At 70.2% G+C, this 25207-nt stretch carries 24 protein-coding genes and 2 pseudogenes; 11 read left to right on the top strand and 15 right to left on the bottom strand.

From position 1 onward, the window contains the following. Window positions 1-166 precede the first annotated feature (166 nt). The 3 genes from ACFY1U_RS22085 (at window position 167) to ACFY1U_RS22075 (ending at window position 3554) form a co-directional block, all read left to right on the top strand. Entirely contained in the window at window positions 167-2233 is a 2067-nt protein-coding gene (locus tag ACFY1U_RS22085) for a SpoIIE family protein phosphatase (RefSeq protein ID WP_390695817.1), read from the top strand. Between the two features lie 132 nt (window positions 2234-2365). Next, complete coding sequence (locus ACFY1U_RS22080; protein WP_390695875.1) at window positions 2366-3094, top strand: hypothetical protein; 729 nt, start codon at window positions 2366-2368, stop codon at window positions 3092-3094. A 22-nt stretch (window positions 3095-3116) separates the two neighbouring features. Continuing rightward, on the top strand, window positions 3117-3554 hold the full coding sequence (locus ACFY1U_RS22075; RefSeq protein WP_390695816.1) for a glutaredoxin domain-containing protein: 438 nt from the start codon (window positions 3117-3119) through the stop codon (window positions 3552-3554). Between the two features lie 32 nt (window positions 3555-3586). Here the strand turns inward: ACFY1U_RS22075 and ACFY1U_RS22070 are convergent, their stop codons facing one another. Further along, window positions 3587-4396: a putative protein N(5)-glutamine methyltransferase gene (locus tag ACFY1U_RS22070; RefSeq protein ID WP_390695815.1), complete on the bottom strand. Its 810-nt coding sequence runs from the start codon at window positions 4394-4396 to the stop codon at window positions 3587-3589. 176 nt (window positions 4397-4572) lie between these two features. Continuing rightward, entirely contained in the window at window positions 4573-5658 is a 1086-nt protein-coding gene (locus tag ACFY1U_RS22065; protein WP_390695814.1) for a hypothetical protein, read from the bottom strand. 104 nt (window positions 5659-5762) lie between these two features. Between ACFY1U_RS22065 and ACFY1U_RS22060 the strand changes: the two genes are divergently transcribed. Beyond that, a complete protein-coding gene (locus ACFY1U_RS22060) occupies window positions 5763-6200 on the top strand; it encodes a MarR family winged helix-turn-helix transcriptional regulator (protein WP_390695813.1) in 438 nt (145 codons plus the stop codon). Here ACFY1U_RS22060 and ACFY1U_RS22055 read toward each other — a convergent pair. Both ACFY1U_RS22055 and ACFY1U_RS22050 read right to left on the bottom strand, forming a co-directional pair. Continuing rightward, entirely contained in the window at window positions 6197-6907 is a 711-nt protein-coding gene (locus ACFY1U_RS22055) for a GNAT family N-acetyltransferase (RefSeq protein WP_390695812.1), read from the bottom strand. The genes ACFY1U_RS22060 and ACFY1U_RS22055 overlap by 4 nt on opposite strands. Continuing rightward, window positions 6904-7818 carry an NADP-dependent oxidoreductase gene (locus ACFY1U_RS22050; protein WP_390695811.1) on the bottom strand — a complete coding sequence of 305 codons (915 nt, stop codon included), beginning with the start codon at window positions 7816-7818 and terminating at the stop codon, window positions 6904-6906. Before ACFY1U_RS22050 ends, ACFY1U_RS22055 begins: the two co-directional genes overlap by 4 nt. Before the next feature lie 215 nt (window positions 7819-8033). On the opposite strand from ACFY1U_RS22050, the gene ACFY1U_RS22045 reads away from it, so the two are divergent. The 3 genes from ACFY1U_RS22045 (at window position 8034) to ACFY1U_RS22035 (ending at window position 10149) form a co-directional block, all read left to right on the top strand. Continuing rightward, a complete protein-coding gene (locus ACFY1U_RS22045; protein WP_390695810.1) occupies window positions 8034-8639 on the top strand; it encodes a sulfite oxidase-like oxidoreductase in 606 nt (201 codons plus the stop codon). After that, window positions 8632-9414, top strand: a complete 783-nt coding sequence (locus ACFY1U_RS22040; RefSeq protein WP_390695809.1) for a ferredoxin reductase — start codon at window positions 8632-8634, stop codon at window positions 9412-9414. Before ACFY1U_RS22045 ends, ACFY1U_RS22040 begins: the two co-directional genes overlap by 8 nt. A gap of 153 nt (window positions 9415-9567) precedes the next feature. Next, window positions 9568-10149 carry a hypothetical protein gene (locus tag ACFY1U_RS22035; protein ID WP_390695808.1) on the top strand — a complete coding sequence of 194 codons (582 nt, stop codon included), beginning with the start codon at window positions 9568-9570 and terminating at the stop codon, window positions 10147-10149. Window positions 10150-10171: 22 nt separating this feature from the next. Here the strand turns inward: ACFY1U_RS22035 and ACFY1U_RS22030 are convergent. After that, window positions 10172-10747 (bottom strand): annotated as a pseudogene (locus tag ACFY1U_RS22030) (class I SAM-dependent methyltransferase); the annotation flags it as partial. Window positions 10748-10802: 55 nt separating this feature from the next. Then, the gene (locus ACFY1U_RS22025) at window positions 10803-12143 is read right to left on the bottom strand and encodes an RNA-guided endonuclease InsQ/TnpB family protein (RefSeq protein ID WP_390695807.1); all 1341 of its coding nucleotides are present in this window, start codon (window positions 12141-12143) and stop codon (window positions 10803-10805) included. A 25-nt stretch (window positions 12144-12168) separates the two neighbouring features. Between ACFY1U_RS22025 and tnpA the strand changes: the two genes are divergently transcribed. Then, window positions 12169-12600, top strand: coding sequence for an IS200/IS605 family transposase (tnpA, locus tag ACFY1U_RS22020; RefSeq protein ID WP_390695806.1), 432 nt, complete (start codon window positions 12169-12171; stop codon window positions 12598-12600). Window positions 12601-12698: 98 nt separating this feature from the next. On the opposite strand, the pseudogene ACFY1U_RS22015 reads toward tnpA, so the two are convergent. The 4 genes and pseudogenes from ACFY1U_RS22015 to ACFY1U_RS22000 all read right to left on the bottom strand — a co-directional run. Next, window positions 12699-12977, bottom strand: a pseudogene (locus ACFY1U_RS22015) (class I SAM-dependent methyltransferase); the annotation flags it as partial. Between the two features lie 74 nt (window positions 12978-13051). Then, window positions 13052-13405 carry a VOC family protein gene (locus ACFY1U_RS22010; RefSeq protein ID WP_390695805.1) on the bottom strand — a complete coding sequence of 118 codons (354 nt, stop codon included), beginning with the start codon at window positions 13403-13405 and terminating at the stop codon, window positions 13052-13054. Between the two features lie 234 nt (window positions 13406-13639). Further along, window positions 13640-14290, bottom strand: coding sequence for a peroxiredoxin-like family protein (locus ACFY1U_RS22005; protein WP_390695804.1), 651 nt, complete (start codon window positions 14288-14290; stop codon window positions 13640-13642). Between the two features lie 113 nt (window positions 14291-14403). Further along, window positions 14404-14550 carry a hypothetical protein gene (locus ACFY1U_RS22000; RefSeq protein WP_390695803.1) on the bottom strand — a complete coding sequence of 49 codons (147 nt, stop codon included), beginning with the start codon at window positions 14548-14550 and terminating at the stop codon, window positions 14404-14406. Window positions 14551-14716: 166 nt separating this feature from the next. On the opposite strand from ACFY1U_RS22000, the gene ACFY1U_RS21995 reads away from it, so the two are divergent. Continuing rightward, entirely contained in the window at window positions 14717-15316 is a 600-nt protein-coding gene (locus tag ACFY1U_RS21995; RefSeq protein ID WP_390695802.1) for a TetR/AcrR family transcriptional regulator, read from the top strand. A gap of 18 nt (window positions 15317-15334) precedes the next feature. Here ACFY1U_RS21995 and mctP read toward each other — a convergent pair whose 3' ends face one another. The 5 genes from mctP to ACFY1U_RS21970 are packed head-to-tail and all read right to left on the bottom strand — an operon-like array spanning window position 15335 to window position 22711. Beyond that, window positions 15335-16957, bottom strand: a complete 1623-nt coding sequence (mctP, locus tag ACFY1U_RS21990; protein ID WP_390695801.1) for a monocarboxylate uptake permease MctP — start codon at window positions 16955-16957, stop codon at window positions 15335-15337. Continuing rightward, window positions 16954-18525, bottom strand: a complete 1572-nt coding sequence (locus tag ACFY1U_RS21985; protein WP_390695800.1) for an MFS transporter — start codon at window positions 18523-18525, stop codon at window positions 16954-16956. Before ACFY1U_RS21985 ends, mctP begins: the two co-directional genes overlap by 4 nt. A 2-nt stretch (window positions 18526-18527) precedes the next feature. Beyond that, window positions 18528-20192 (bottom strand): histidine phosphatase family protein, encoded by a 1665-nt coding sequence (locus tag ACFY1U_RS21980; protein ID WP_390695799.1) that lies wholly within the window; start codon window positions 20190-20192, stop codon window positions 18528-18530. After that, window positions 20192-22264, bottom strand: a complete 2073-nt coding sequence (locus ACFY1U_RS21975; protein ID WP_390695874.1) for an FAD/NAD(P)-binding protein — start codon at window positions 22262-22264, stop codon at window positions 20192-20194. Before ACFY1U_RS21975 ends, ACFY1U_RS21980 begins: the two co-directional genes overlap by 1 nt. A 36-nt stretch (window positions 22265-22300) precedes the next feature. Beyond that, window positions 22301-22711, bottom strand: a complete 411-nt coding sequence (locus ACFY1U_RS21970; protein ID WP_390695798.1) for an OsmC family protein — start codon at window positions 22709-22711, stop codon at window positions 22301-22303. Window positions 22712-22980: 269 nt separating this feature from the next. Here ACFY1U_RS21970 and ACFY1U_RS21965 point away from each other — a divergent pair, with 269 nt between their 5' ends. Together ACFY1U_RS21965 and ACFY1U_RS21960 are read left to right on the top strand one after the other, a co-directional pair. Further along, complete coding sequence (locus ACFY1U_RS21965) at window positions 22981-24441, top strand: NB-ARC domain-containing protein (protein ID WP_390695797.1); 1461 nt, start codon at window positions 22981-22983, stop codon at window positions 24439-24441. A gap of 54 nt (window positions 24442-24495) precedes the next feature. After that, the gene (locus ACFY1U_RS21960) at window positions 24496-25182 is read left to right on the top strand and encodes a haloacid dehalogenase type II (RefSeq protein WP_390695796.1); all 687 of its coding nucleotides are present in this window, start codon (window positions 24496-24498) and stop codon (window positions 25180-25182) included. Window positions 25183-25207: the final 25 nt, after the last annotated feature.

The following is a 25207-nucleotide window of genomic DNA, read 5'->3' as shown; positions in this document are numbered from 1 at the left end:
GTCCGTACGGGTACTGTCGTCACGGCTCCGGGGGACGCCCCCCTGGTGTTGAGGGATGGTGGAGGTGGGCGACGGGGTCGTCACACAGGCGGTTGAGCGCGGTAGAACATGGGGAGTCGGCACGGGGGACGGCGTGCCGCGTGAACGGGCGAAGGCGGTGCGTGGAATGAGTGCACCTGGGTTTCCGGTGGCCGAGGGCGAGGAGTCGGTACGGCCGAGCGGGCTGCTCGACGTACTGCGCGTGGCCTCGGTGGTCCTGGATGCCGAGGGCCGCGTCGTGCTGTGGAGCCCGCAGGCCGAGGAGCTGTTCGGCTATCCGGCGCAGGAGGCCCTCGGCCAGTACGCGGCCCGGCTCATGGTGCACGAGCAGCATCTCGACCTGGTGGTCAAACTGTTCGCCGATGTCATGGTCACCGGCCAGAGCTGGGCCGGGGCCTTCCCCATTCGGCGCAAGGACGGCAGCACGCGCCTGGTGGAGTTCCGCAACATGCGCCTGCTGGACGACCACGGCGATGTCTACGCGCTGGGGCTGTGCGCCGACCGGTCGACTGTGCGGCAGCTGGAGCGGGACGTGGCGCTGTCCACCCGGATGATCGCGCAGTCCCCGATCGGGCTGGCCGTCCTCGACACCGATCTGCGGTACGTGTCGGTCAATCCGGCCCTGGAGCGGCTCGACGGGATCACCGCGCAGGAGCACATCGGCCGGTCGATCGGTGAGGTCCTGCCGCACCTCGACGTCGAGGCCATCGAGAGCGCGGCGCGTCATGTGCTGGAGACCGGGCGTCCCCTCGTCGCTCAGAAGGCGACCGGGCGGACCGCGGCCGGTCCGGACGAGGAGCGTGCCTGGTCGCTCTCGCTGTACCGGCTGGAGGACGCTGTCGGGACCGTGCTGGGCGTGGCCGGTTCGGTCGTGGACATCACCGAGCAGCACCGGGCGAGCGTCGAGGCGGAGTCCGCACGCCGGAGGCTGCAGGTCATCGCGGACGCCTCCGCCCGCATCGGCACCACCCTGGAGCTGGACCGCACCGCCCGCGAACTGGCCGACGTCGCCGTGCCGGAGCTCGCCGACATAGCCGCCGTGGATCTGCTGGAGGCGGTGGTGGCGGGCAGACGCAGCAGCCTGGGCCCCACGGAACCGGCGGTGATCCGGGCCCTCGCCGTGCAGGCGGCCGGCGCCCCTCAGGCACTGCGGGCGGCCGATCCGCCCGGGCAGGTGACCCGGTACGGCCCCGACCGCCTGGTGACCGAGTGCGTGCGCACCGGCCGGCCGGTGATGGTGGCGGAGGTCGCGCCCGCGGACCTGCCGCGCATCGCCCGCTCCCCCGAGGCGGCGGAGCTGCTGGCCGAGGCGGGTGTCCACTCGTATCTGGCGGTGCCGCTGATCGCCCGCGGCGAGGTGCTCGGCGCCGTGGACCTCAAGCGCACGCACAACCCGGAGCCGTTCAGCGAGGACGACCTGCTGCTCGCCCGTGAGCTGGCCTCCCGTGCGGCCGTGCAGATCGACAACGCCCGCTGGTACCAGAACGCCCGTGACACCGCCCTCACCCTCCAGCGCAGCCTGCTGCCCAGCCACCCGCCGGTGACCGGGGGCCTCGAGGTCGCCTCCCGCTACCAGCCCGCGGGGGCCACCAGCGAGGTCGGCGGCGACTGGTTCGACGTGATCCCGCTGGACGGCGGCAAGACGGCGCTGGTGGTGGGCGATGTGATGGGCAGCGGCATCAACGCGGCCGCGACCATGGGCCGGCTGCGTACCGCGACCAACACCCTCGCCTCCCTCGACCTCGATCCGGCCCGGCTCCTCGAACACCTCGACAAGATCACCGAGGGCCTGGACCACTCGATCGCGACCTGTGTGTACGCCGTCCACGACCCGCAGCTGCGGCAGTGCCGGATCGCGAATGCCGGGCACCTCCCGCCGGCCCGGCTGCGGCCCGGGCATCCCCCGGAGCTGCTGGAGCTGCCGACGGGCGTACCGCTGGGCGTGGGCGGGGTCGCCTTCTCCACCACCACGGTCGACCTGGAGCCCGGCGACCGTCTCGTGTTCTACACCGACGGGCTGGTGGAAACCCGGCAGCACCCGCTCGACGAGCGCCTGGACGCCCTGCTCTCCCTCCTCGAAGGCCCCGACCGCCCCCTGGAGGAGGTCTGCGACCTCCTGCTGCGCACCCTGCACCAGCCCGACAACTCCGACGACGTGGCGCTGCTCATCGCGCGCGTGCAGAAGCCGGGCTGACCGACCAGGGCGGCCCGGGCGCCGGGCTCTCTCACAGCTGGTGATTACGGGTTCCTTATCGCCCGCATTCGACAATCACAGCAAGGCATGGCATGCAGATGCCGCTGCCGTGTGCGAGGGGAGCGAGCCGTGATGCACGAGCCGGAGCAGGAACCCACTGCCGGGGGCGAGCCCCCTGACGGGCGCTTCGGGACGACCCCGGACATGGAAGTGATGACCGGTCCGGGCGGCCCGGACCACGAGCCGGGGCCGTGGCGGCGCCGCTCCCGCCGGGCGCGTGCCGTGGCCGCGGCGGCCACGGTCGCCGTAATGGCCCTCGGCGGCACGGTCGCCTACGCCGCCACCTCGGGCGGCTCCGGCCAGAGCGCCACGCCCTCCGCGTCCGGGTCCGCCTCCCCGTCGCCGGACCGCCCCGGCGGCCGGCACGGTGCCGGTCCCTGGTTCGGTTTCGGCTTCGGCGGCATGGGTGTGCACGGCGAGACGACGGTCAAGGACCAGGACACCGGCAAGTGGGTCGTACGGATCTGGCAGCGCGGCACCGTCGAGAAGGTCACCGGCGACCAGGTCACGCTCAAGAGCGACGACGGCGCCAACTGGACCTGGACCGTGAACTCCGACACCACCGTGTTCCGTGACGGCACGAAGGGTTCGGGCGCCGGCGCCCTCAAGCAGGGTGAGACGGCCCTGCTGGCCGGCACCCGCTCCTCCGACGGCACCCGGACCGCGACCCGCGCGATCTCCGGAACCTTCGACCGCAGGGGGCACGGCGACGGGCACGACAGGTTCCGGGGCCCCGGCAACAGGGACTGGCGCGAGCACGCACCGTTCCCGGGCCCGTCGGGCAGCGGCGCGACGACCTGAGGCACCGATAGCCTGCGTTGTCATGACGCGTCCTTGGTTCTTGCCGCTTGTGCTGCTGCTCGGCGGCTCGGTCGTCGCGGCCTGGCTGCTCTTCAGAGGCAGCCCGGCCGCCGCTGTGGCCTTCCTGCTGGTGTTCGTGGTGTTCGCGGGCGTGAACTCGCCTCTGGTTTTCCCGCGGTCCATCGGTTGGCCGGAGGCACAACGCCGCAGCGCGGTCGACGGCCGGCCGGTCGTCTTCTGGCGCCCCGGCTGCACGTACTGTCTGCGACTGCGCCTCCGACTGGGCCGCAGCGCCCGTCAGTTGTACTGGGTCGACATCTGGCGCGACCCGGCGGCCGCGGCGGCGGTGCGGGAGGCCAACGACGGCAACGAGACCGTACCGACCGTCGTCGTGGCGGGCCGGCCGCACACCAACCCCGATCCGGCATGGGTGCGCGAACAGCTCACCCCTTCCGCCTGACCGGGAGCGGTGCCCGGTCCGCAAAGGCGAGTTCAGGGGCGGACGCCGATCACGACATGGGCGTACAGCTCCTCGGAGGCCGCCAGGCGTACCGTCAACCCTCCAGGGGTGAAGGCGTCGACGGCCGCCGCTGCCTGCCGTTCGCTCGTCTCGACCAGGAGGCAGCCGCCCGGGGCGAGCCAGCGGGGTGCTTCGGCGGCGACCCGGCGCAGGACGTCGAGGCCGTCCGCGCCGCCGTCGAGCGCGACCAGCGGTTCGTGGTCGCGGGCCTCGGCGGGCAGCAGGCCGACCTCGCCGGTGGGAACGTAGGGCACATTGGCGGCGAGGATGTCGATCCGGCCGCGCAGCTCGTCCGGCAGCGCCGCGAACAGGTCGCCCTCGTGGACCCGGCCGCCGACGGCGCCGACATTGCGGCGGGCGCAGCGCACCGCGGCCGGATCGATGTCGGCGGCGTGCAGCTCGACCTGGCCGAGCGCCGTGGCCAGGGCCGCGCCGACGGCGCCCGAGCCGCAGCACAGGTCCACGACGACGGATGCGTCGGGGGCCTGGGCGAGGGCCTGTTCGACGAGGAACTCGGTACGGCGGCGGGGCACGAACACGCCGGGTTCCACGGCGATGCGCAGCCCCCGGAACTCGGCCCAGCCGACGACGAGTTCGAGGGGCAGCCCGCCGGCCCGGCGGTCGACCAGGGTGGCCAGTTCCTCCGGCGTGCGCGCGGCGGCCAGGATCAACTCCGCCTCGTCCTCGGCGAAGACACATCCCGCGGCGCGCAGCGCGGCGACGACCGATTCGCGGGGGGAGGGCGACGGCAGGGAGGAAGGAGAAGGAGACAAGGGAGGCATGAAAGCCGAGAGCCTTTCGGTAAGTCGAAGGGCGCTCTCGCGGTCGCCTACTGCCGGCGGCCCGCGTCGACTCGAGGTGTGAGCACCCGACCTGACACTGCGGTAATGGGTCTCACCTCCTCGGTCTTCGGTGGCCGGGAGCTTCCACGGCCGGGCGCCCACACTACCGCAACGCGTCAGACGCCGACCGTCTCCTCGATCTCTTCCTCCGCTTCCTCCTCGGCCTTCTCCTCATCCTTCGGTTCGGCCTTCTGCTCCTCGGCCACGCGGACCGGTGCGGCGGCGGTCACGGGTGTCTCGGCCCGGCCTCGCGCCCGCTCGTGGGCGGCGGCGATCGCCGTGACGGCGAGACCCAGCAGCAGCCACACGATGAGCGTCCATACGTTGCGGGACAGACCGTCGCTGTGGAAGTACAGGAGGCTGCGGGCGCCCTCGACGAATCCGGCGCCGTTCCAGAAGGCGTGCAGGGTGCCGAAGAAGCCGTTCTGCAGGTCGGGCCGGAACAGACCGCCGGAGCTGGTGAAGTTGAGCATGACGAACAGCACCATCATGGCGAGGGTGGTCCAGCGCTTGAGGAAGGTGTGCAGGCCGACGCCGACGAACAGGATGCCCGCGGAGTAGAGCCAGGCCATCCCCCACAGGCCCGCGAGGTCGTGGTGGGCGAGGTGGAAGACCGGTCCGGCGAGCAGCGCGCCGATGCCGCTGACGACGGCGGAGACGCCGAGGGCCAGCAGGGCGCGCAGCCGCATGGGCAGGCCGGCGCCGGCGGCACCGAGCGCGGCGACGGAGGCGTAGGAGCCGATGCTCAGCGCGATCAGCAGGAAGAACAGGCCCTGCCCGGTGGGGTCGTCGTCGACCGGTGCGGCCACGTCGGTGACCTTGAGCGGGACGCCCTGCCCGGCGGCGATGGGCGTGAAGACCTTCTCGACGGCCGTGGCGTCCATGTCGGAGGCGGCGCTGGCGACCACCAGCTCCGGCGTCTTCGCGCTGGGCACGTAGGCGCCCGTGATGTCACGGGAGTCGAGCAGGCCGACGGCCTCGGAGCGGGTGGCGACCGTGCGGACGTCGAGCCTGTCCCCCGCTTCGTCCTTGACGGTCTGCGCGAACACCTTCGCCTGCGGGCCGGAGCCGACGACGGCGACGGGCAGGTGGTGGGGCTCCGGGGTGACGAACGCCCCCATGTACGCGAGTCCCATGCCGATGCACATCAGCAGCGGGGTGATCAGGTGCGTGATCACGTGGCGCAGGGCCGGAGACCTCATGACTCACAACCTCCAGATAGTTGGCTTATACAACTCTCACTTCAAGTTGTACTATACAACCAAGTGCTATGGGGTGGTATTCCGTGGTGAACGAGGGAGGTCCGGTGGAGGCAGACGAAGCCGTGGAGACGATCCAGCGCGAGATGACGGCCTTCGCCCGCCGCGCCCGCGCCTCGGCGGGCCGTATGCACCCCGAGCTGTCGCTGGTCTCGTACACGCTGCTCGGACATCTGGAGGAGAGCGGCGGCTGCCGGGCCACCGACCTGGCGGCGCACTACGCCCTGGACAAGTCCACGGTCAGCCGCCAGGTGGCCGCCCTGGAGCAGGCCCGGCTCATCGAGCGGCGCCTGGACCCGGACGACCACCGCGTCCAGGTCCTGCACCTGACCGAGGCCGGGCGCCGGATCCTCGCCCAGGTCACCGACAGCCGCCGGGCGGCCTTCCGGGAGAGACTGGCGGACTGGCCGGAGGAGGATCTACGGCGGTTCGCGGGCTATCTCGTGCGCTACAACGCGTGGACGCCACCCGACGGTGAGGACTAGGAGGCTGCCAACTCCCGTTCGTCCGTGAGGGGTTCGGGAGCGCGGGCCGCAAGGAACGCGGTGGTGCGGCGCAGCCGGAAGCCGAGGGACTCATAGAGGCGGATGGCGTTGGTGTTGCCCGCGCCGGTGTGCAGGAACGGGGTCTCGCCCCGCTCCCGGATGCCGTGGGCCACCGCGAGGATCAGCCGGGTCGCGAGACCCTCGCCGCGGAAGGCGGGGTCGGTGCACACCGCGCTGATCTCGGTCCAGCCCGGCGGGTGCAGCCGCTCCCCCGCCATCGCTATCAGGGCGCCGTCCCGGCGTATACCGAGGTAGGTGCCGAGCTCGACGGTGCGGGGCAGGAAGGGGCCCGGCCTGGTGCGCTCGACCAGGTCGAGCATCTCGGGCACGTCGGCCGCGCCGAGACGGACGGCCTCCGGGTCCGGTGCGGCGGCGATGCCGTCGTCGACGAGCTGCACGCCGTCCACATGGAAGGTGACCTCCCAGCCCGCGGGGAGCTCGCCGCAGTAGCCGGCGAGCGGCACCTCCGCCCCGGGGCCCGCGAGCGCCGCGAGGTCGGCCCAGTCGTCGGGGCCGGGATCGTCGGGCAGCGCGAGCCACGGCGACACATCGACGGGGTAGCGCAGCACCCGGCCGCGCCGTTCGGCGAAGTGCGCGTGCGGCCCGGTCAGCGAGGCGAGGGCGGGGTTGTCCAGGACGTGGCTCACTGGGCGACCTCGATCACGATCTTGCCACGGGTGTGGCCCTTCTCGACGGTGCGCAGCGCCTCACCGGCCCGCTCCAGCGGGAAGGTCCGCGTCACGTGCGGGTCCAGGTCGCCGCGGACCACGAGGTCGGCCACCGCCGTGAGCCGCTCGGAGGTGCGCACCCGTGCGACGCGGGCGCCGCCCAGCTTCTCCACGACCTCGGGCGGGGCTCCGGCCGTGATGAGTCTGGTCCGGTCGGTGAGCAGCGTCGCCGCCTCCTCCAGAACGTCGCCGCCCACCAGGTCGTACACGCCGTCGACATCGCCCTTCACGCGCCCGGTCCACCCCGGTCCGGACGCCACGTGCTCGGCCCCGAGCGTTGCGACGAAGTCCTTCTTGGCCTCGCTCGCGAGACCCACGACCCGCAAGCCCAGCGCGCGGGCGATCTGCACCGCCGCGACACCGACCCCGCCGCCCGCGCCGGTCACCAGGACGGTCGCACCGGCCGGCAGGTCGAGCTGGCTGATTCCGTCGTACGCCGTCACGGCCGCGACGGGCAGGGTGGCGGCGTCGGTGAACGACAGCGCGTCGGGCTTGTGCGCGATCAGGTCGACCGACAGCAGCGCGTATGCGGAGTACCCGCCGACGACGGGCCGGCCGAAGACCGCGTCCCCGACGGCGAACCCCTCGACTCCCTCGCCGACCTCCTCCACGACACCGGAGACCTCGTTGCCGAAGTAGGCGGGGAAGTCACGCTCGCCGCTCTCGCCGGGACGGCGGTAGCCGGTGCGCTGCTTCCAGTCGACGGGGTTCACCCCCGCGGCACGCACCGCGACGAGCACCTGACCGGGGCCGGGGCTCGGCCGGTCCACGTCGACGAGGGCCTCGACCTCCGGTCCGCCGTAGCGCGTGAAGACGTACGCCTTGGGCATCTGCTCCCACTCTCCTTCGCTGCCGCCTGGTCACCGGTTGTACGGGACACCGGTTCCGGCACCAGTCGGCAAGGAGGATCAATGGCCTGCTATTCCCGGGCCGCCGAAGTCTTCATACGGCCTTAATGATCGAGGCCGGGCCCGGGGGCGGAGCACCCCTCACCAACACGTACGGTTGAATGCGTAAGCCATCACTTCCGTCCCGCTGGATCCGTATGAACGTCACCCGAGGCTTCACCGGGCGCGCCCGCGTCGACAATCCGGGCCTGCCGCCCGGCCAGTACGACGCGGGCGACGACTGGCCCGTCCTGTCTGCCGAGGTCACCCCCGAACTGGCGCCCGCCGACTGGACCTTCCGGGTCGACGGCCTGGTGGAACGGCCGCACACCTGGGACTGGGAGCAGGCGCACGCGCTGCCGGCGTCGGCGTACGAGGGCGACATCCACTGCGTGACGAGCTGGTCGAAGTTCGGGGTGCGGTTCGGGGGCATATCCTTGGACGCCTTCCTCGATGTGGTGCGCCCTCACGAATCGGCCACCCATGCCGTCGCCTACTCGCACACCGGCTACACCACCAACCTGCCCCTGGCGGACCTGACCGGCGGGCGGGCCTGGATCGCCTGGGAGTACGACGGGCAGCCCCTTGCCCCCGAGCACGGCGGGCCCGCCCGGCTGCTGGTGCCGCACCTGTACTTCTGGAAGAGCGCCAAGTGGATCGCGGGCCTGAGGCTCCTCGACCACGACGAGCCGGGTTTCTGGGAGCAGAACGGCTACCACGCGCGCGGCAACCCCTGGCAGGAGCAGCGGTACTCCGGTGACTGAGCAACTGACGCAGCCGTCCCCTTCCTCCGGGTTCACTCCCCCGACCCGCTTCGCCGTGCCCGGCCGGATCGCGGTGAGCGGCCGGGCGGCTTCGGTGTGGCAGACCGCCACGCTCACCGAGATCCGCCGCGAGACCCCGCACGCGGCCACCTTCCGCTTCGCGGTGCCCGACTGGGAGGGGCATCTGCCCGGTCAGCACCTGATGCTGCGGCTGACCGCGCCGGACGGCTATGTGGCCCAGCGCCACTATTCGATCGCGTCCGCGCCCGACGACCCGGGGCACATCGAACTGACCCTGGACCATGTGGAGGGCGGCGAGGTCTCGGGCTGGTTCCACACTGTGGCCGAACCCGGAGACCGGGTCGAGGTACGCGGCCCGCTCAGCGGCTTCTTCGCGTGGCCGGGCGACCGGCCCGCACTGCTGCTCGGGGCCGGCTCCGGGGTCGTACCCCTGATGTCGATGGTGCGGCACCACCGGGCGCGCGGACTGGACGTGCCGCTGCGGCTGCTGGTGTCCGCGCGCAGTCCCGAAGAGCTCATCTACGCACAGGAGTTCGGCGCGGAGACGACGCCCGTGTTCACGCGGCGCGCACCGGCCGGTGCGCCGGTGGGCCGTCTGGCCGCCGCTCATGTGGCGCCGCTACTGGCCGAGCAGCCCCCGGGCGGGTGGGAGGCCTATGTCTGCGGCTCGAACGCCTTCGCCGAGCACGCCTCACGGCTGCTCGTCGAGGCGGGCCAGCCCGTGGACCGGATCCGCATCGAACGCTTCGGCTGACGCTTCGAAGGGCCCGCCGGGCAGATGGAGCGATCTCCCGCGTGCTGGGTACCCGATTCCCCTGGGCACTCCCGCGCATATGCGGCACAGAGGGACAATACAGACCGAAGACGATACGGCCCCTCTGGCTCGGGTGACGGCGAGGAGGTCGACATGCGAACCCGGGTGCGCGGCTGGCGCTGGCGGCGCAATCCGCTACGGCGCCGGTCGGACGTGGTCGAGGCGTGGACGGCGCTGGTCGTCGCCGTCCTGTTGTTCGTGGGCGCACCGCTGGCGGGGGCGTTCGCGGGCTGGTGGGCCCATGACCAAGCGCGGGCCGTGGCGACGGCACAGCGCGCCGAACGCCACCAGGTGCGCGCCGAGGTCGTCGGAAGGACACCCGAGAGACTGCCGTCGGTACAGGGCGGCCGGGATCACCCGTACCGCGTGGATGTGCGCTGGACGGACACGACGGGCACGCACACGGCGAACGCGCGCGTCCCGGCGGGCACGAAGCACGGCGACACCGTCGACGTCTGGTTCGACGTCGCCGGCCGGGCCGCTCCCCCACCCCCGGGCGAGACCCAGGTCTGGCAGCACACCGTGACCACGGGCGTCTGCGCCACGGGCGGCGCGGCCGCCGCGGTTCTGCTGGCGCACACGCTCGTACGCCGGGTGTCCACCGGGCACCGGCTGGCCGAGTGGGAGCGGGAGTGGGCACGGACCGAGCCGGAGTGGACGCGGCGCCGGGCGTGACGCACGGGTGTCCGGTCGGATCTCAGGCGCGGCAGCGCAGCATCTCGAGCGGAGGGTTGGCAGCGAAGTCCGCCCAGAAGTCCGCACCGAACGCTTGCACGCCGGCCTCGGAGACCTCCAGGGGGACCCAGGTGGGCTCACCGAATCCGGCCGCCCGCAGACAGTGTTCGTAGACCTCGCGGCGCGGGGCGGTGGAGATGATCTCGATGGGCGGGTCGAGCAGCGCGGTGACCCGGACGCGCGGCCCGGTCTCGCTCTCCCCGCCGGTCGGCTCGCAGAGGAAGCCGTACTTCTCCAGGGAGGCCTTGTCGAAGACGTAGTCGGGTGACTGCATGAGCGCGAAGAACTCGCCTCCGGGCTTGAGGCTCCGGTGCACGTGACGGCACATCCGTTCCATGGCGGCGATGTCCTCGGCGTAGTTGAGCATCTGCACGCCCGTGACGATGTCGAACTCGCCTTCCAGCGGCCGCAGTTCGGCCACATCGCCCACCTCGTAGCGCACGCCGAGCGGATCACGGGCTTCCCACTCCTGTGCGGCAGCGACCATTTCTCCGGAGATGTCGATGCCGAGCACGTCCTCGGCGCCGCGCCGCTTGAACTCCCTGCTTTGAAGCTCTCCCCTCCCTTCGCAAGCTCAGGAAGGGGATTCCTGTCTACCTTGCGGCGACAGGCTTGACGGTTTTACCCGCCCTGCGACCGCGCCTTCCGGCGGCCGGGACCTCCACGATGACGTGGCCGATCCGGTACGAGTGCAAGATGTTCCGCGCCGCGTTCCAGTCGGCGTTCGCCGTCCAGCCGCAGTCGGGGTTCTTGCAGGCGAACAGTTCCTGGCTCTCTCGGCTGCCGGGGGTGGTGAACCCGCAGGCTGAGCACCGCTGGGAGGTGTGCGGGGCGGGAACCTTGACGAGCCGGCCGCCGTATCGGGCGGTCTTGTACGTCAGCATTGTCACGGTCCGCCCCCATGCCTCCTGGGCGATGGAGCGGTTGAGTCCGGCCTTCGCCCTGGCCCCGTTGCGCAGGAACGCGCCCTGCTGCTCAAGATCGTGCTTGGGGGCCGGGCTCTTGGTCATGCCGAGGATGTTGAGCTGTTCGACCACCAGCACGCCGTACGTGCGGGCGAGATAGGTGGTCTGGTGCTGCCAGTCCAAGGCTCGTCGCGTGGCTTTTGCTCGGAGCTGCTTGATCTGGTCGTAGGTGTGCCGCAACCGCCTGGAAGGCTTCTCCCCGCGCTTGCGGAACGTCTTGCGGTGCGCGGCCTGCTGCTCCAGGCGCAGGAGCTTGGCTTTCTCCTTCGGGGTGAGCCACTTGTCGCGGTCGGAGTCACCGTTCGGCAGGCGCGGCGGGCGGCCGTGGTCCTGGTGGTCCTTGTTGGACAGGGCGAGGGGGATGTTGACTCCGGCGTCGATGCCGACCTCCGGCCCCTGGTGGGGCTCGGGGGCGCGTTCAAGGGTCTGGACGCGGAAGGCGATGTGCCAGCCCAACGCGTCCTTGACGAGCCGGGCGCCGGTGATCCGGTTCTCCTTGTTGGCCCGCTTGCCGACCGGGAGATCCTTGGTCCAGCGGAAACGGACCCGGCCGACCTTGGGAATGTTGACCATGCCCCAGCGGCGGTGCACGCGGACGATGTTCAGGTCGCGGCCCTGCGGGATGTCCACGGACATCGCGGAGCGGAACCGGACCTTGTAGGTGGGCTCCTCGGCCCGGCCTTCCCAGCAGTTGACCCACGCGCGCAGGTATGTCTTCAAGACGGCCTGCGCGGCCTGGGCGGGCAGCACGGCGAGGTGATCGAGGTCCTTGCGGGCCTGCCGGATCGCCGCATCGGCGAGAGACAGCTTCGTGTCGCTCTTCGGTGTCATCGTCCACCAGGAGTGGAGGCAGTTCCACATGGTGCGGGCCGCATGCGCTTGGTCATCGAGGATGCGGATCTCGGCGGGGCTGAGCGCCAGTCGGGCACGGTGCCCGAACTGGCGCTTCACTAGGCCGAGTTCGCTCATGACGATCACTATACGCTGTTGGTTTATGTCACCACGATGGAATCCCAACCCTGACGTACGCACCGGCCGTCACGTCGTCTACAACCTGCACGTGCATTTGGTGTTCCTCACCAAGTACCGGCGCAATGCCATGACGGACGCCATGCTGACGCGCTGCGAAGAGATCATGCGAGAGGTCTGCACGGACTTCGAGGCCGACCTGAAGCAGTTCAACGGCGAGGAGGATCACGTACACCTGCTCGTGCACTACCCGCCGAAAGTCCAGCTCTCCAAGCTGGTCAACTCCCTCAAGGGCGTCTCCGCCCGCCTGTTGCGCAAGGAGTACGACGCGCACGTACGCCGGTACCTGTGGGGCGGACACTTCTGGTCCGGCTCCTACTTCGCCGGAAGCTGCGGCGGGGCGCCCATGACCGTCGTACAGCAGTACATCGAGCGGCAGGAACGCCCCGTGGAATGAGCTGAAGAGTGCAGACCCGTGCTTCAGCCCAAGTCACACCTATCTTGAGATGGCCTTCACCCCCGGCGTAAACGCCGGAGCACTGGCCGAGATCAAAGGTAGAAGCCGGTACCGGAGGCCAGGTCGAGGACCGACCTGCCGCGCACCTCCCCGACCAGGGCCAGGAACCCGGGTACTTCCGCGTACCGCGTCAGCGGAAGGGACTTGAAGCCCTCGAAGGCCTCACCGATCTTGTCGTACTGCTGGACACTCACGTCGCTTTCTCCCCTGTGCTTGGTCATGTCCCTGGGCCCCGGCCCCCGCGCCCTGGGCGCGCCGCAGCCACCGACCGGCAGTCTCGCGGCCCCCCGGCGGACCGTCGTACTGCCAGAAGCCACAAAGATCCGGACCCCGTCCCGGCCTCATGTACAAGCGGCCTCATATACAGGCCGGCCTCAGGGACGCGACGTGCTCAGGCGGGCTGCCACAACTCGATCTTGTTGCCCTCAGGGTCGGTGACCCAGCCGAATCGGCCGACGCCTTCCATGTCCTGAGTCTTTCCGGCCACGTCCGCTCCCTTGGCGCGCAGTTGCGCGAGCATGGCGTCCAGGTCGCGGACCCGGAAGTTGAGCATGCTCTGCTGGGTGCGGGACCCGAAGTAGTCGGTCTCGGACTCGAACGCCGCGAACACCGTCGGCCCGGCTTCCGGCCGCCACAGGCCGTTCTCGTCGGCGTCGAGGCCCAGACAGTCCCGGTACCACGCGCTCAGGGCCGCCGGATCGGCGGCGCGCAGGAAGTAACCACCGATTCCAAGCACACGTTCCATGCCGCCATCCTGCCAGCACGGCGATCCGCCGAGCCGGCACCATGCCTGCGCCACCGCCCTTCCTGCCCGCTCAGCAGCTCGGTTCGTATCAGTCCCTCGGGCGGAGGTCCAACGACAAGCGCACGGTACGCCGCAACAAGATCCGCTTCACGCTCAGCGGCCACGACTGTACTGACCTCGGTCAACACCTGTCCGGTCGTGGCCCTCACGTCCTTGATGAAGCAGCCCGGACGTTCAGTCCAGCGCGTCGAGTGCGGCGAGGATGTCGGCCGGTTCGGCGCGGGTGGTGTAGTCGGTGTCGACGAAGGCCCAGCGGATGGTGCCGTTGCGGTCGATGACGTAGGTGGCGGGCAGCGGGAGCGTGCGCGGGTGGCCGTCGTTGACGCGCTGCAGGTCGAAGCCGAGCTTGTCGTAGACGGCGGCGAGGTCGTCGGGGAGGTCGAAGGCGAGGCCGTACTGCTGGGCGGTGTGGGAGCCGATGTCGCTGAGGACGTCGAAGGCGAGCGCGTGCTTCTCCGTCAGAGTGAGGGACTCATCGGGGATTTGGGGGGACACGGCCACCAGGCGGGCGCCGCAGGCGGTGATGGCCTCGTGGTGCTGCTGGAGTGAGCGCAGGGCGATGTTGCAGTACGGGCACCAGGCGCCGCGGTAGAAGGTCAGGACGACCGGGCCGTCGGTGAGCAGCTTGTCCAGGCTCACGGTCTGTCCGGTCGCGGCGGGGAGGGTGAAGCGCGGGGCCCGGGCGCCGACGGACAGGGCGCGGTCGGCCTGGCCGGAGTCGGCGAGTTCCTGGCCGGCCCGGTGCATGATCTCCCGGATCTCGGCGGGAATCTGCTGCTGACGTGCTTCGTAGAAGGTGCGCAGTTCGGCGTTGAGGGTGGTCATGGTGCTCGTTCCTTCTGGTCGGCGACTGGAGCGGGACCCATCAATCTTGAAATGACCGTTCCAAGATAAGGGCATGCGAGGTCCCGCGCCAGCCGGGCGGCGGTGCTGATGGGTCAGAGGCCGGTGAATGGGTGATGGTCCGTCAGGGCCAGCGCCTTGATGAACGCGGCGAGTTGGACCGCGCGACGGGCGAGGTACCGGCGAAGGCGAGGAGTCTGTGATCCGTACGCGGTCACCCAGAGGGCTGGTATTCGATTCATGGGGGCATGGTCGCGGCACACGGTCCCCCTGAGGCGGATCGTGGACGAAGCTGGACGCCTTCGCGCTCGCGCGGGGGCCTGTCCCACTCTGTACCTGTCGACACCTTTGCGGCGTGCTGAACGGGGAGTATCTTGGAATCCTCATTTCAGGATGGTGGGGTGGACCATGCCGGACATCAAGCACTTCGATCCGGATGCCACCCTGGAGACCGTGGTGCGGCTGTTCTGGCGGCAGGGCGTGGCCTCGACCGGGATCCAGGACGTGGTGACCGCGACCGGGCTCAACCGCTCAAGCCTGTACGCCACGTTCGGCGGAAAGCAGGAGCTCTACCTCGCCGCGCTGCGCCGCTACCTGGAGCAGCGTTCCCAGCCGATGTTCCGGCGCCTGGCCGAGGACGAGCGAGGCCTGCCGGCCGTCTCCGAGTTCTTCGCCGGCCTGATCGAGGCCCGCTGCTCGGGCGAGTACGCCCGGTGGGGCTGCATGGTCTCCAACGCGCACGCCGGGGCCGAGAACAGTGATCCGGAGGTCCGCGGCATCCTGGACCAGCACCACCGGGAACTGCGCGACGCGATGTACGCGGCACTGGTCACCGCCGAGCGCCAGGGGCAGCTCGCCCCCGGGGCCGATCCCGGTGCTTCCGCGGATCTGCTGGCGTTGCTCGCCTACGGGGTCAACTTGCGCTCGCGTGCCGGTGCCGAGGCCGCATCGTTGCGAAAGACGGTGGCCGCCGCCCTGGACTCGCTCGGTGTCAGGGCGGCGGCATAGGTATCTGTCGATCGGGTGTCAACTGGGGTTGGGCGCAGGTGAAGTGCCCGGACGGAGGGGGGATGCCGACGCGGCTTCGGTTTCTGCCGCATCCGCGGTGTAGTCCCCCGGGGCTGTGGCGTCGATGCCCTCAGGGGCCTTGGCTGCCTTCAGGACGAAGGTGAGGGCCACCGTCACGGCGACGTTGAGCACGAACGCCGTCAGGCCGATGTAGCCGGTCCGGCCGATGCCCGGGATCGCCGCGGACGAGCCCCCGAAGTGCCCCTGCGTGGGCGAGGCGACGCCGTACGCGGCGAGGGTGCCGTAGACCATGCCGACCGCCCAGCCCGCGAGCAGCGCCCAGCGGTGGAACCAGCGTGTGAACAGGCCGCCGACCAGGGCCGGGAAGGTCTGCAGGATCCAGATGCCGCCCAGCAGCTGGAAGTTGATGGCGACCGTCTTGTCCATGGTGAGGACGAAGACCAGCGCGCCGACCTTCACCAGCAGCGAGACGATCTTGGAGACCTTGGTCTCCTGTTCAGCCGTCGCGTCCGGCTTGATGAAGTCCTTGTAGATGTTGCGGGTGAACAGGTTCGCGGCCGCGATCGACATGATCGCCGCGGGCACCAGCGCGCCGATGCCGATCGCCGCGAAGGCCACGCCCGCGAACCAGCTCGGGAACATGTCCTCGAACAGCTGCGGGATCGCCAGCTGCCCGTTGGTGACCTTGACCCCCGCCGCGATCGCCATGAACCCCAGCAGCGCGAGCAGGCCGAGCATCAGGGTGTAGAGGGGCATCACCGTCGTACTGCGGCGGATCACCTCGCGGCTGCGGGACGAGAGCGTCGCCGTGATGGAGTGCGGGTACATGAACATGGCCATCGCGGAGCCGAGCGCCAGCGTGGCGTACGTCCATCGCCCCTGTGCGGGTGGGAGCAGACCGCCCGCACCGGCTGCCGTGTACTTCTCGCTCGCCTGGGCGAAGACGTGGTCGAAGCCGCCCAGCTTGATCGGGACGTAGATGATCGCGACGACGATGACGACGTAGATCAGCGTGTCCTTCACAAAGGCGATCATGGCCGGGGCACGCAGACCCGATGAGTAGGTGTAGGCGGCCAGCACCCCGAAGGCGATCAGCAGCGGCAGATCCCTCAAGAACCAGTTGGTGTTGTCGCCACCGCCGACGCCCAGCACGTCCAGCACCGCCTGGATGCCCACGAGTTGGAGCGCGATGTACGGCATCGTGGCGAGGATGCCGGTGAAGGCCACGGCGAGCGACAGGCCCTTGGAGCCGAAGCGGCCGCGGGCGAAGTCCGCCGTGGTGACGTACCCATGGCGGTGGCAGACGGACCACAGGCGGGGCAGGAAGGTGAAGATCAGCGGGTAGACGAGGATCGTGTACGGCACCGCGAAGAAGCCGGCCGCGCCCGCCGCGTAGATCGCCGCGGGTACGGCGACGAAGGTGTACGCGGTGTAGACGTCGCCGCCGAGCAGGAACCAGGTGATCCAGGTGCCGAACGAGCGGCCGCCCAGGCCCCATTCGTCGAGGGTGTGCCCGTCGCCGGACTTGCGCCAGCGCGCGGCGAGGAAGCCCATGACAGTGACGAGCAGGAAGAACAGGGCGAAGACAGCCAGCGCCATGCCGTTGACGCCACCGGTCATGTCTGTGTACCTCCCTTCACCGGGAGGGGCGTTGTCGTGGCGGCCTGAGCGGCAACAGCCTCGCTGCCGACCAGGTCGTCGAGTTCGGCGTCCAGCACGGTGGTGTCCTCTGGGGTCGGGGTAGCCACCTGCGGGTTGCTCCCGCGTACGGCGACGGCGATGCCTGCGAGCGCCATGGGGAGCGCCACGAACACCGCGGCGGTGCGGATGCCGCCCGGCGCCGAGAGGACCAGGGCGATCAGGGGCGGGCCGAAAGCTCCGCCTGACTTGCCGACGGCCGCGGCCCAGCCGCCGGCCGTACCGCGGAGGGCCAGGGGATAGATCTCAGCCGTGTAGGGGCCGATGAGCGCGATCACACCGGCGGTGCCGGCGAACAGCAACATCACCGTGGCCAGGAGGACGGGCCGACTGCCGTCCATGCCGACGGCGGCCAGCGTGAGCAGGGCCGCGACGGTGAGGGCAGCGTAGACGACCATGGTGCCCCTGGCCGACCAGTGCATGTAGAGCCACGCGCCGACCGCGCAGGTGGGGATGGCCAGCAGTGAGGAGAGGAACAGCAGGGTGACGGCGGACATGCCGTGCCTCCCGGTGGATTCCAGCTGGCTGGGCAGGAAGGTGATGAAGCCCCAGTAGACGAGGCCCCAGGCCATTGCGTAGGCGCTGACAACCAGTGTCTTGGCCGTCTGCGGAGGCTTGAACAGGGCGGAAGCGGGGACTTGCTCGGCTCGTGCCTGGCGGGCGGTGAAGGCGGCGGATTCGGGGATCCAGCGGTTCAGTGCGATCAGGACCAGGACCAGCGGGAGCTGGGCGAACCAGGTCACGCGCCAGCCGGCCAGCGGAATGAGGACGGCGGCCAGTCCGGAGGCCGCCATATAGCCGCCGGTGGTGGTGAGCCCGGCCTGGAGGACCATGATGGCCGCGCGTCGGCCGGGCGGCAGACTCTCGGTCATCAGGGCGTAGACGACGGGCAGCATGCCGCCGGCCGCCATGCCCATCAGGGCGCACATGACGAGGGTGCCGGCGAAGGTCGGCATGGCGCCGCACACCGTGGTGCCGAGGAAGAGCAGGGAGGCGATGAGGATCGTGGCCCGGCGGCCGATACGGTCCGCCGCGCGTCCCCAGACGAGCGATCCGAGCACAGTGCCGGTCAGCGCGACCGTGGGCAGCCACGAGACGTCGGCGGCGCTCAGTCCGTATTCAGCTCGCAGGCCCGGCGAGATGAATGCCAGGGTGGCGGGCTTCATCTGGTCGACCAGGAGGGCGAAGGTCAGGATGGCGATGAGGCGGCGCCGACTCGCCGTCGTGGCTCGGACCTCAGCGGGGGCGGCAGCGGGACCGGCTGTCCGCGGCTGCACGACCGCGATGCCGGAGAGCACCACGCCGAACACGATGGCGGCCATGGCAGCCCACATGACCGCCGGTGACATGTCCATCATGGACATGTGGAAGTGCATGGATGCGGAGTCGACGAACATCCACAGGTGCTCGGCGACGCCGGCGCAGGTGAGAGCGACACCAGTCCAGAACAGTAACGGCCGGGGTATCAACGAAGCGGGTGGCGCGGACAAGGTCAACTCCTCGCGGAAAGCCGGACGTCGGGGTCTTCAAGGGCGCGGACGGGCGCGGTGGCAGGCGGCTCGGCCGACGGACGGTCCTTGAGGCCGAGTACGTCGGGCCAGCGCGGATCGTCGGGGGCGACGACGAGGTGGCGGGCGTACCAGCTGTCGAAGAACGACAGGACGAACATCGGCAGCAGAGTCCAGATCGCCACCTGCTCCAGCGGCCCGTTGCCGGTCAGCGCGGCGATGATGACCACCACGAACACGTTGGGGTAGGTCATGGCGGTGTAGTCGTCGAGCGTCTGGACGTGGCGGCGACGTTTGAGCAGGGCGGCGACCAGCCGCAGGCCGAGGGCGATACCCACGGCCGTGGGCGCGTAGCTGGTGAAGCCGTCCAGGTCGAGCTTGAGGCAGACCAGCACGATGAACGCGGTCAGCAGCAGCACCGCCACGTATCCGTTGCGCTCGCCGTACTTGGCCGTGCTGATGGGCGAGCGTTCCCGAAGGCGTTTGACCAGGACGTAGACCGCGGTGACGACGCCGGTCGAGGTGGCGGCGCTGATGGCGATCGCCGGGGCGACGTCCTCGTGCAGGGTCAGGGCGAGCACGGCCGAGAACGAGAGGGTCGCGGCCAGCGAGGAGAGCAGGACCTGCGCGAAGGTCGGCATGATCATCCCGCCGAGGCAGCGGCTGACGGTCATCGCCACCACGGAGCTGGGCGTGGCGAGGAACACCGCGGCGATCGCCGCCGTGCTCGTGCTGCCCGCATCCGACCAGCGCACCAGGGCCGCGAAGGCCATCGGCAGGGCGAGGTAGCGCAGGGCGACGGACCTCAGCGTGCCGCGGTCGGTCACGAAGGCTCGCGCGTTCTCCAGTTCGATGCGGCACATGGTGATGACGCTGGCCAGCACCAGGAGCAGGAGCAGCAGATACGGGGAGGCGGAGATCCGCGCTCCCGCCAGGTTGGCGATCAGGCCCGCGGCCAGGCCGGCGCAGAAGACCACGGGATGGTTGACGACGATCCAGTCGTAGACCATGTTCATGGTCTTGTTCTCGTTCTTGACATAGCTGTGGATCCGGTCGCCCTGCAGCATCTGGGAGTTGGGCAGCCGCAGGTCGTACGACTCGTCGGCCGGGCGGTCCAGGATGTACCGGCAGATCAACTCCACGACGTACTTGTGCGAGACCACGCACACCGTCTCGCCGCGCCGCAGCGCGGGCAGCAGCTCCTCCTCGTAGAAGGCGTGTACGCGGTCCTTGAACTGCTGGAACGTCTCGCCGCCGTGCAGGGTCGGGCTGTCGGCGTTCATGGCCCGCTCGTACTCGGCGATGCCGTGGCGGCGCTGGAGGATGGACTTGCTCTCCAGCGTGTAGCTGCCGAAGTCGCGCTCCATCAGGCGCTCGTCGACCACGACCTCGGGGACGTCCGCCTCGTGGGCGTCGAGACGGAAGATGGTGTCGGCGGTCTCATAGGCGCGGGTCAGCGGGGAGACGTAGACGTGGTCGAAGTGCTGACCGCGGCGGCCCTTGGCGACCTTCTCGGCCTGGATCCGGCCGAGGAAGGTCAGGGGTGCGTCGCGCTGCCCGGCGATGCGGTGGACGGAATTGCAGGTCGATTCGCCGTGGCGGACCATGAACAGCCGGCTCAGCAGCTCCTGCTCGTTGTGCTCTGCCATCACGCGCCCTTCTTCGGGGCGTGCTTGACCTGCTCGGCGTACTGGGAGTCCCAGCCCGCCAGCTTGGTGATGTCGCACAGGTTGTGCACCGCGTGTTTCTGCACGAGCGCGGCCAGCAGGGAGACGGTCCGCCGGGCCTGCTCTGCGGTGAGGTCGAACTCGCGGGCCAGAGCGGCACCGAAGTCGGCCAGGTCGTCGTCGAGGATGGCGCGGTACTTGCGGCGCTCGGTGCGGTCCTGGGCCTGCAGGTAGTTGACGGCGGTGGGGTAGGCGTTGTCCTTCGCGTAGCGCTGCAGTCGCTCGCGCAGGCGCGTGGCCTGCGGTTCCTCGGTGGCGAGGTCGGCGGCGATCCAGTCGCTGCTGCGGATCAGGCAGTGGTGGATTCCGTCGGGGATGTCCATCTGCTCCTCGTCGCCGGCCGGTTCGAGACGGCGCAGCACCTCCATCGCCGTGTCGAAGCACTGGTTGCGCAGGGTGCCGATGCTGAACACGAACGCGCCGAGCCGGCCGCGGCGGGTGGTCTCGTCGCCCTGGCGCATCGGGCCGACGCAGAACAGGCCCGCTGTCACCGTGCCGTCGGCAGCGACGAGTTGTCCGTGGGGCCCGACCTCGATGCCCCTGTGGGTCTTGGTCTGCGGCTGCGCGTAGCCGTGTCCGTTGACCAGGCCGTGCCACAGGGGGTGGTCGGTGCGCTCGTAATCGGTCTTGTTGCCCAGGCAGTTGACGACCCGGTCGACGACGATGTCCGGCCGGTCGGCGAAGACCACCCGGATCTTCGTGCCGTCATCGGCGAGGCGCATGTCCTGGATGTCGGCCGACAGGGCCTCGACGGTCTTCGGTGCGCCGTTGTATCCGCGCATCCGGCTGCGCACGACGCCGCCGATCTCCCGCACGGTGCTGGTGCGGTGGGTGACGATCAGGCTCTTGTAGCGGTCGAGCAGCATCCGTACGTCGCGGGCGTCCATGCGGGAGACCAACTCGATGACGTACGGCTCCCACGCCTTCATGACCCGCTCGGGGAAGACGGCGTCGAGCGCGCTGCCCGGCTCCACTCCGTGCTCGGCGCGCAGGTGGGCGTACTCCGCCTTGATCCCCTCCACCACGGCCTCGGGGGTGAGCTTCTCGGCGTCGAGGAAGGGCGGTCGGCGTGCCTGCCAGATGTCGTGCTCGTGGTCCACGGGGTAGGTGCCGTGCATGTGGCCGCCGCGGGAGCAGATCAGGATCTGTCCCCGGTGGCCGGCGTGGATGAGGGAGATCACCGTGTCGAAGGCCGACAGGGCGGAGCCCGTGACGAGGACGCTCTCCTCGGGGCCGACCGCCCGGAACCAGTCCTGCGCACCGGGAGCGTAGGGGTCGGCGAGGAAGCGGTCGCAGTCCTTGATGCGGTGGTAGAAGGGCGCCTGCACCGGCGAGAGGTGACCGGTAGCGAGGATCACCTGGTCCGACGGCAGGTCGTGCACACCGCCCTGCTCTGCGGCGTCGGCGTACTTGACGACGTAGCCGCCCCCTTGCCCGCGGATGTCGATGACCTCACCGGAAGCCTCCCGCAGAGTCACCTCGGCGTGGGCGTCGGCCGCCGCGTCGCGCAGCCGCTCGGCCAGGTACTGCCGGAAGATCCGCCGCGGTACGACACAGGCCACGCCGAAGGTGTGGTACTGCCATTTCTGCGGCCATTCCGAGCGGTCCGCCTCCTCGTTGGCCCACTCCAGGAAGTCCTCCGGACGCTCGCGGCGCAGGGTGATGCGGCCGGCCTGGATGTTGAGCATGTGCTCCCAGTTGGTGGACGCCCAGCCGAAGGCGATACCTCCGTAGCGGTAGCCCTCCTCCCTCTCCATCAGGCATATCTCCAGGGGTGTGTCGGCGAAGTGGAGCAGCCGGATGGCGGTGAGCGTGCCGGAGAAGCCGGCACCGACGATGGTGACGCGCCGCGTACGCGGGGCCGTATCGCCCATGGGGTCGTGCTGCATGCTGCTCGGCTGTGCGGCCGTGTACGGCATGCCACGGTCCTGGCTCGGAGTGTCCTGCATCGTGGCGTGCTGCATCGTGGTGTGCTGCATCGTGGTGTGCTGCATTTCCACGGTCTTGTCTCCTTCGGTGGGGGGGAAGAGTCAGCGCCACTCGTGGGTGAAGCGAACCGCTATGGCGTCACGGATCGAGTTGTGGACGATGCAGCCCCGCTCGGCCTTGAGCAGGGGCTTGGTGATCAGGTCCTGGAGGGCGGCGGGCGCCGACACCTGCACGGTGATGTCGGAGAATCGGGTCGGCGCACTCACGAGGCTTCCCTCGACCTGGAGGCTGATCTCGGAGGTGTCGGCCTGCGGGTCCTCGGCCTTCAGGGCGGCGAGGAAGGTGCTCACGTAGCACCCACCGAGTGCCAGGAGCAGCAGCTCTCCGCCCATGGGACCGGCGTCGGTGCCCCCCTTCTCCTCGGGCCGGTCGATGGTGAGCGTGTGATCTCTGGCCCGGCCCACGACGACGCTGCCGCCGACGAGGCGTAGGGACACACCGATTTCGGGCATGGTGATGCACGGACTCCTGTCCTGGAACGGGGCACACGAGGCTCGCCGTCAGGGGCGAGTGGGATTCCTGGGTGCCGATGAGCAGGGACGGGCCTCAGCATCAGGACGGAATACGGGCTTCCGGAGTGTTCGTGGATGATCCTGGACGCGCTCCGTGGCCGAAGGTCAACCCTCGGACACCGCTTGACAGTCGAGACCCCATGTCGTCTAACTTGAAACGAGCGTTCCAAGTTGGTCGTGGCCCAGGTGTCCCATGGGGGAGGATGTTCGTGCCGCAGGTGCTGGATCCGGCAAAAGCCCGCACAATAGATCAATTCATCGCGGAACTGAGACTGCTGAAGGCATGGGCGGGCAACCCGTCGATCACCGAGATCACGCGGCGCATCCACCGCGACTGGCAGCGGGCAGGACGCCCGCGCGGCGAATGGCCGGCCCGCTCCACGGTGGGCAACTGTTTCCAGGTGGGTCGTCGCCGCCCCAACGCCGAGCTGTTGCTTGCCGTGGTGAAGGCGCTCAGCGGCGCCGACGAAGCCGTCGTCTCCGTCTGGCGGCAGTCGCTTCGTGCGGTGCTCGGCGAGGCCGAAGCCGCCACGCGGGTCAGCGCCTCCAATCGGCTGCCTTCGGGACTTTCCGCACTCGTCGGCAGGACCGGACCGGCGGCCGAGGCGGCGGCACTGCTGCTCTCCGAGGGACAGGCGCTGGCACTTGAGGGCATGGCGGGCGTGGGCAAGACGTCACTGGTGCTGCACATTGCCCACCGGCTGCTCGCCGAGGAGTGCACCGAGGTACCTGTCCTCTTCGCCGCCCTGCGAGGCTCCGCCGCTCAGGGCCCGACCGCCGACCCTGCTGCCGTGCTGGAAACCTTTCTGCGGCTGCTCGGCGTCACCGGCGACCGCATCCCGTACGACCTCGACGCACGAGCAGCCCTCTACCGCCGGCTCCTGGCGGGAACGGGCGCACTGATCGTCCTGGACGACGCGGCAGACGAGGAACAACTGCGGCCGCTCCTGCCCGGGGCCCCGGGATGCCGCACCCTGGTCACCAGCCGACGGGCGCTGGACGGCCTGACGGAAGCCGCCCGTCTGCCGGTGCCGCCGCTCGCCCCGGACGACTCCGTCGACCTGCTGCGGGCCGCCGCCGGAGCCGAACGCCTCGCCTCGGACCTCCCGGCCGTCCAGCAGATCGCGGGCTTACTGGGCCACCTCCCGCTCGCCCTGTCGGTCATCGGCCGCCACATGCGCGAGCATCCCGCCTGGGCCCTCGGCGACTACTACCGCGAGCCCCTGATCGCCCTGGCGCTGGAGGACGGTGTGCGCACCGCACTGGCCGCCTCCGACGCCCGGCTGCCGCAGGGTGCACGGCGACTCCTTCGTCTGCTGGCACTCCATCCTCCGACAGAGGTGGAGACCGCAGGAGCCGCCGTACTCCTGGGCGAACCGTTCACCACCGCCGAACATCATCTGGCCACCCTGGCCGCCGAGCACCTGATCGAACGCACCGCGCCCCACCGTTTCCGGGTGCACCCGCTCACCCACGCCTACGCGGAGGAACGTCTCTGCATCGACGAACCTGCGACCCACATCCACCAGGCCCTGGCCCGCCTGTCGGAACATGGCCCCGGCTGCGGTGCCCACATCCGGCTCGAGACTCGGACCATCCGCGGATTGCGCTTGCGGGAGGGAAACGGCCTGCTGCAGCAACTGCACGCCGGGCGGGTACTCGCAGCCTGACGGGGCTCGACGTCCGGCATCCCTGTGCGGACGCCAGGAGGAGAGGAGAGGAGCATGCCCGCCGGCCGGCACCAGGTTCTCGTCTTCGACATCAACGAGACGCTCAGCGATCTCACGCCCCTGCGCGGTCGCTTCGAGGACATCGGTGCACCCGTGCATCTGCTGCCGACCTGGTTCGCCGGGGTACTGCGGGACGGATTCGCCCTGACAGCCGCCGGTGCGTACGCGGACTTCACCTCCGTCGCACACGAGGGCGTACGGACGCTGCTGTCCGGCCTGGAGGGATGGACGGGAGACGCAGAGGCCGCAGCCCGCCACATTCTGGACGGCTTCGCTCAGCCGGCCGTGCACCCCGACGTGCCGGACGGTGTACGGAAGTTGAGCGATGCGGGGTACCGGCTGACGGCGATGACCAACGGCAGCGTCGCCCTGGCCGAGCGGCTGCTGGACGCGGCAGGAGTGCGGGACCGCTTCGAGGCCCTGTCAGACGTGGGCGGACCGCGTTGCTGGAAACCTGCACCGGCCGCCTACCACTACGCCGTCGAACGAGTCGGCGTCCGGCCTGAGCAGGCGATGGTGGTCGCCGTGCATCCCTGGGACATCGACGGGGCGCGCAGAGCCGGGCTGGACGGCGCGTGGCTGCGGCGCGGAGTCTCCGTGTACCCGCGCACGATGACCCCGCCCAGTCTCAGCGCGCAGGATCTGAAGGAGCTTGCGGAGATGCTGGTCGCCGACCAGTGACAACGGCAAGACCCCCGCCCCCGGG

This window comes from Streptomyces sp. NPDC001351 (genome assembly GCF_042896045.1).
Taxonomy (GTDB): Bacteria; Actinomycetota; Actinomycetes; order Streptomycetales; family Streptomycetaceae; genus Streptomyces.
This window is presented reverse-complemented; position numbering and strand designations above follow the sequence as displayed.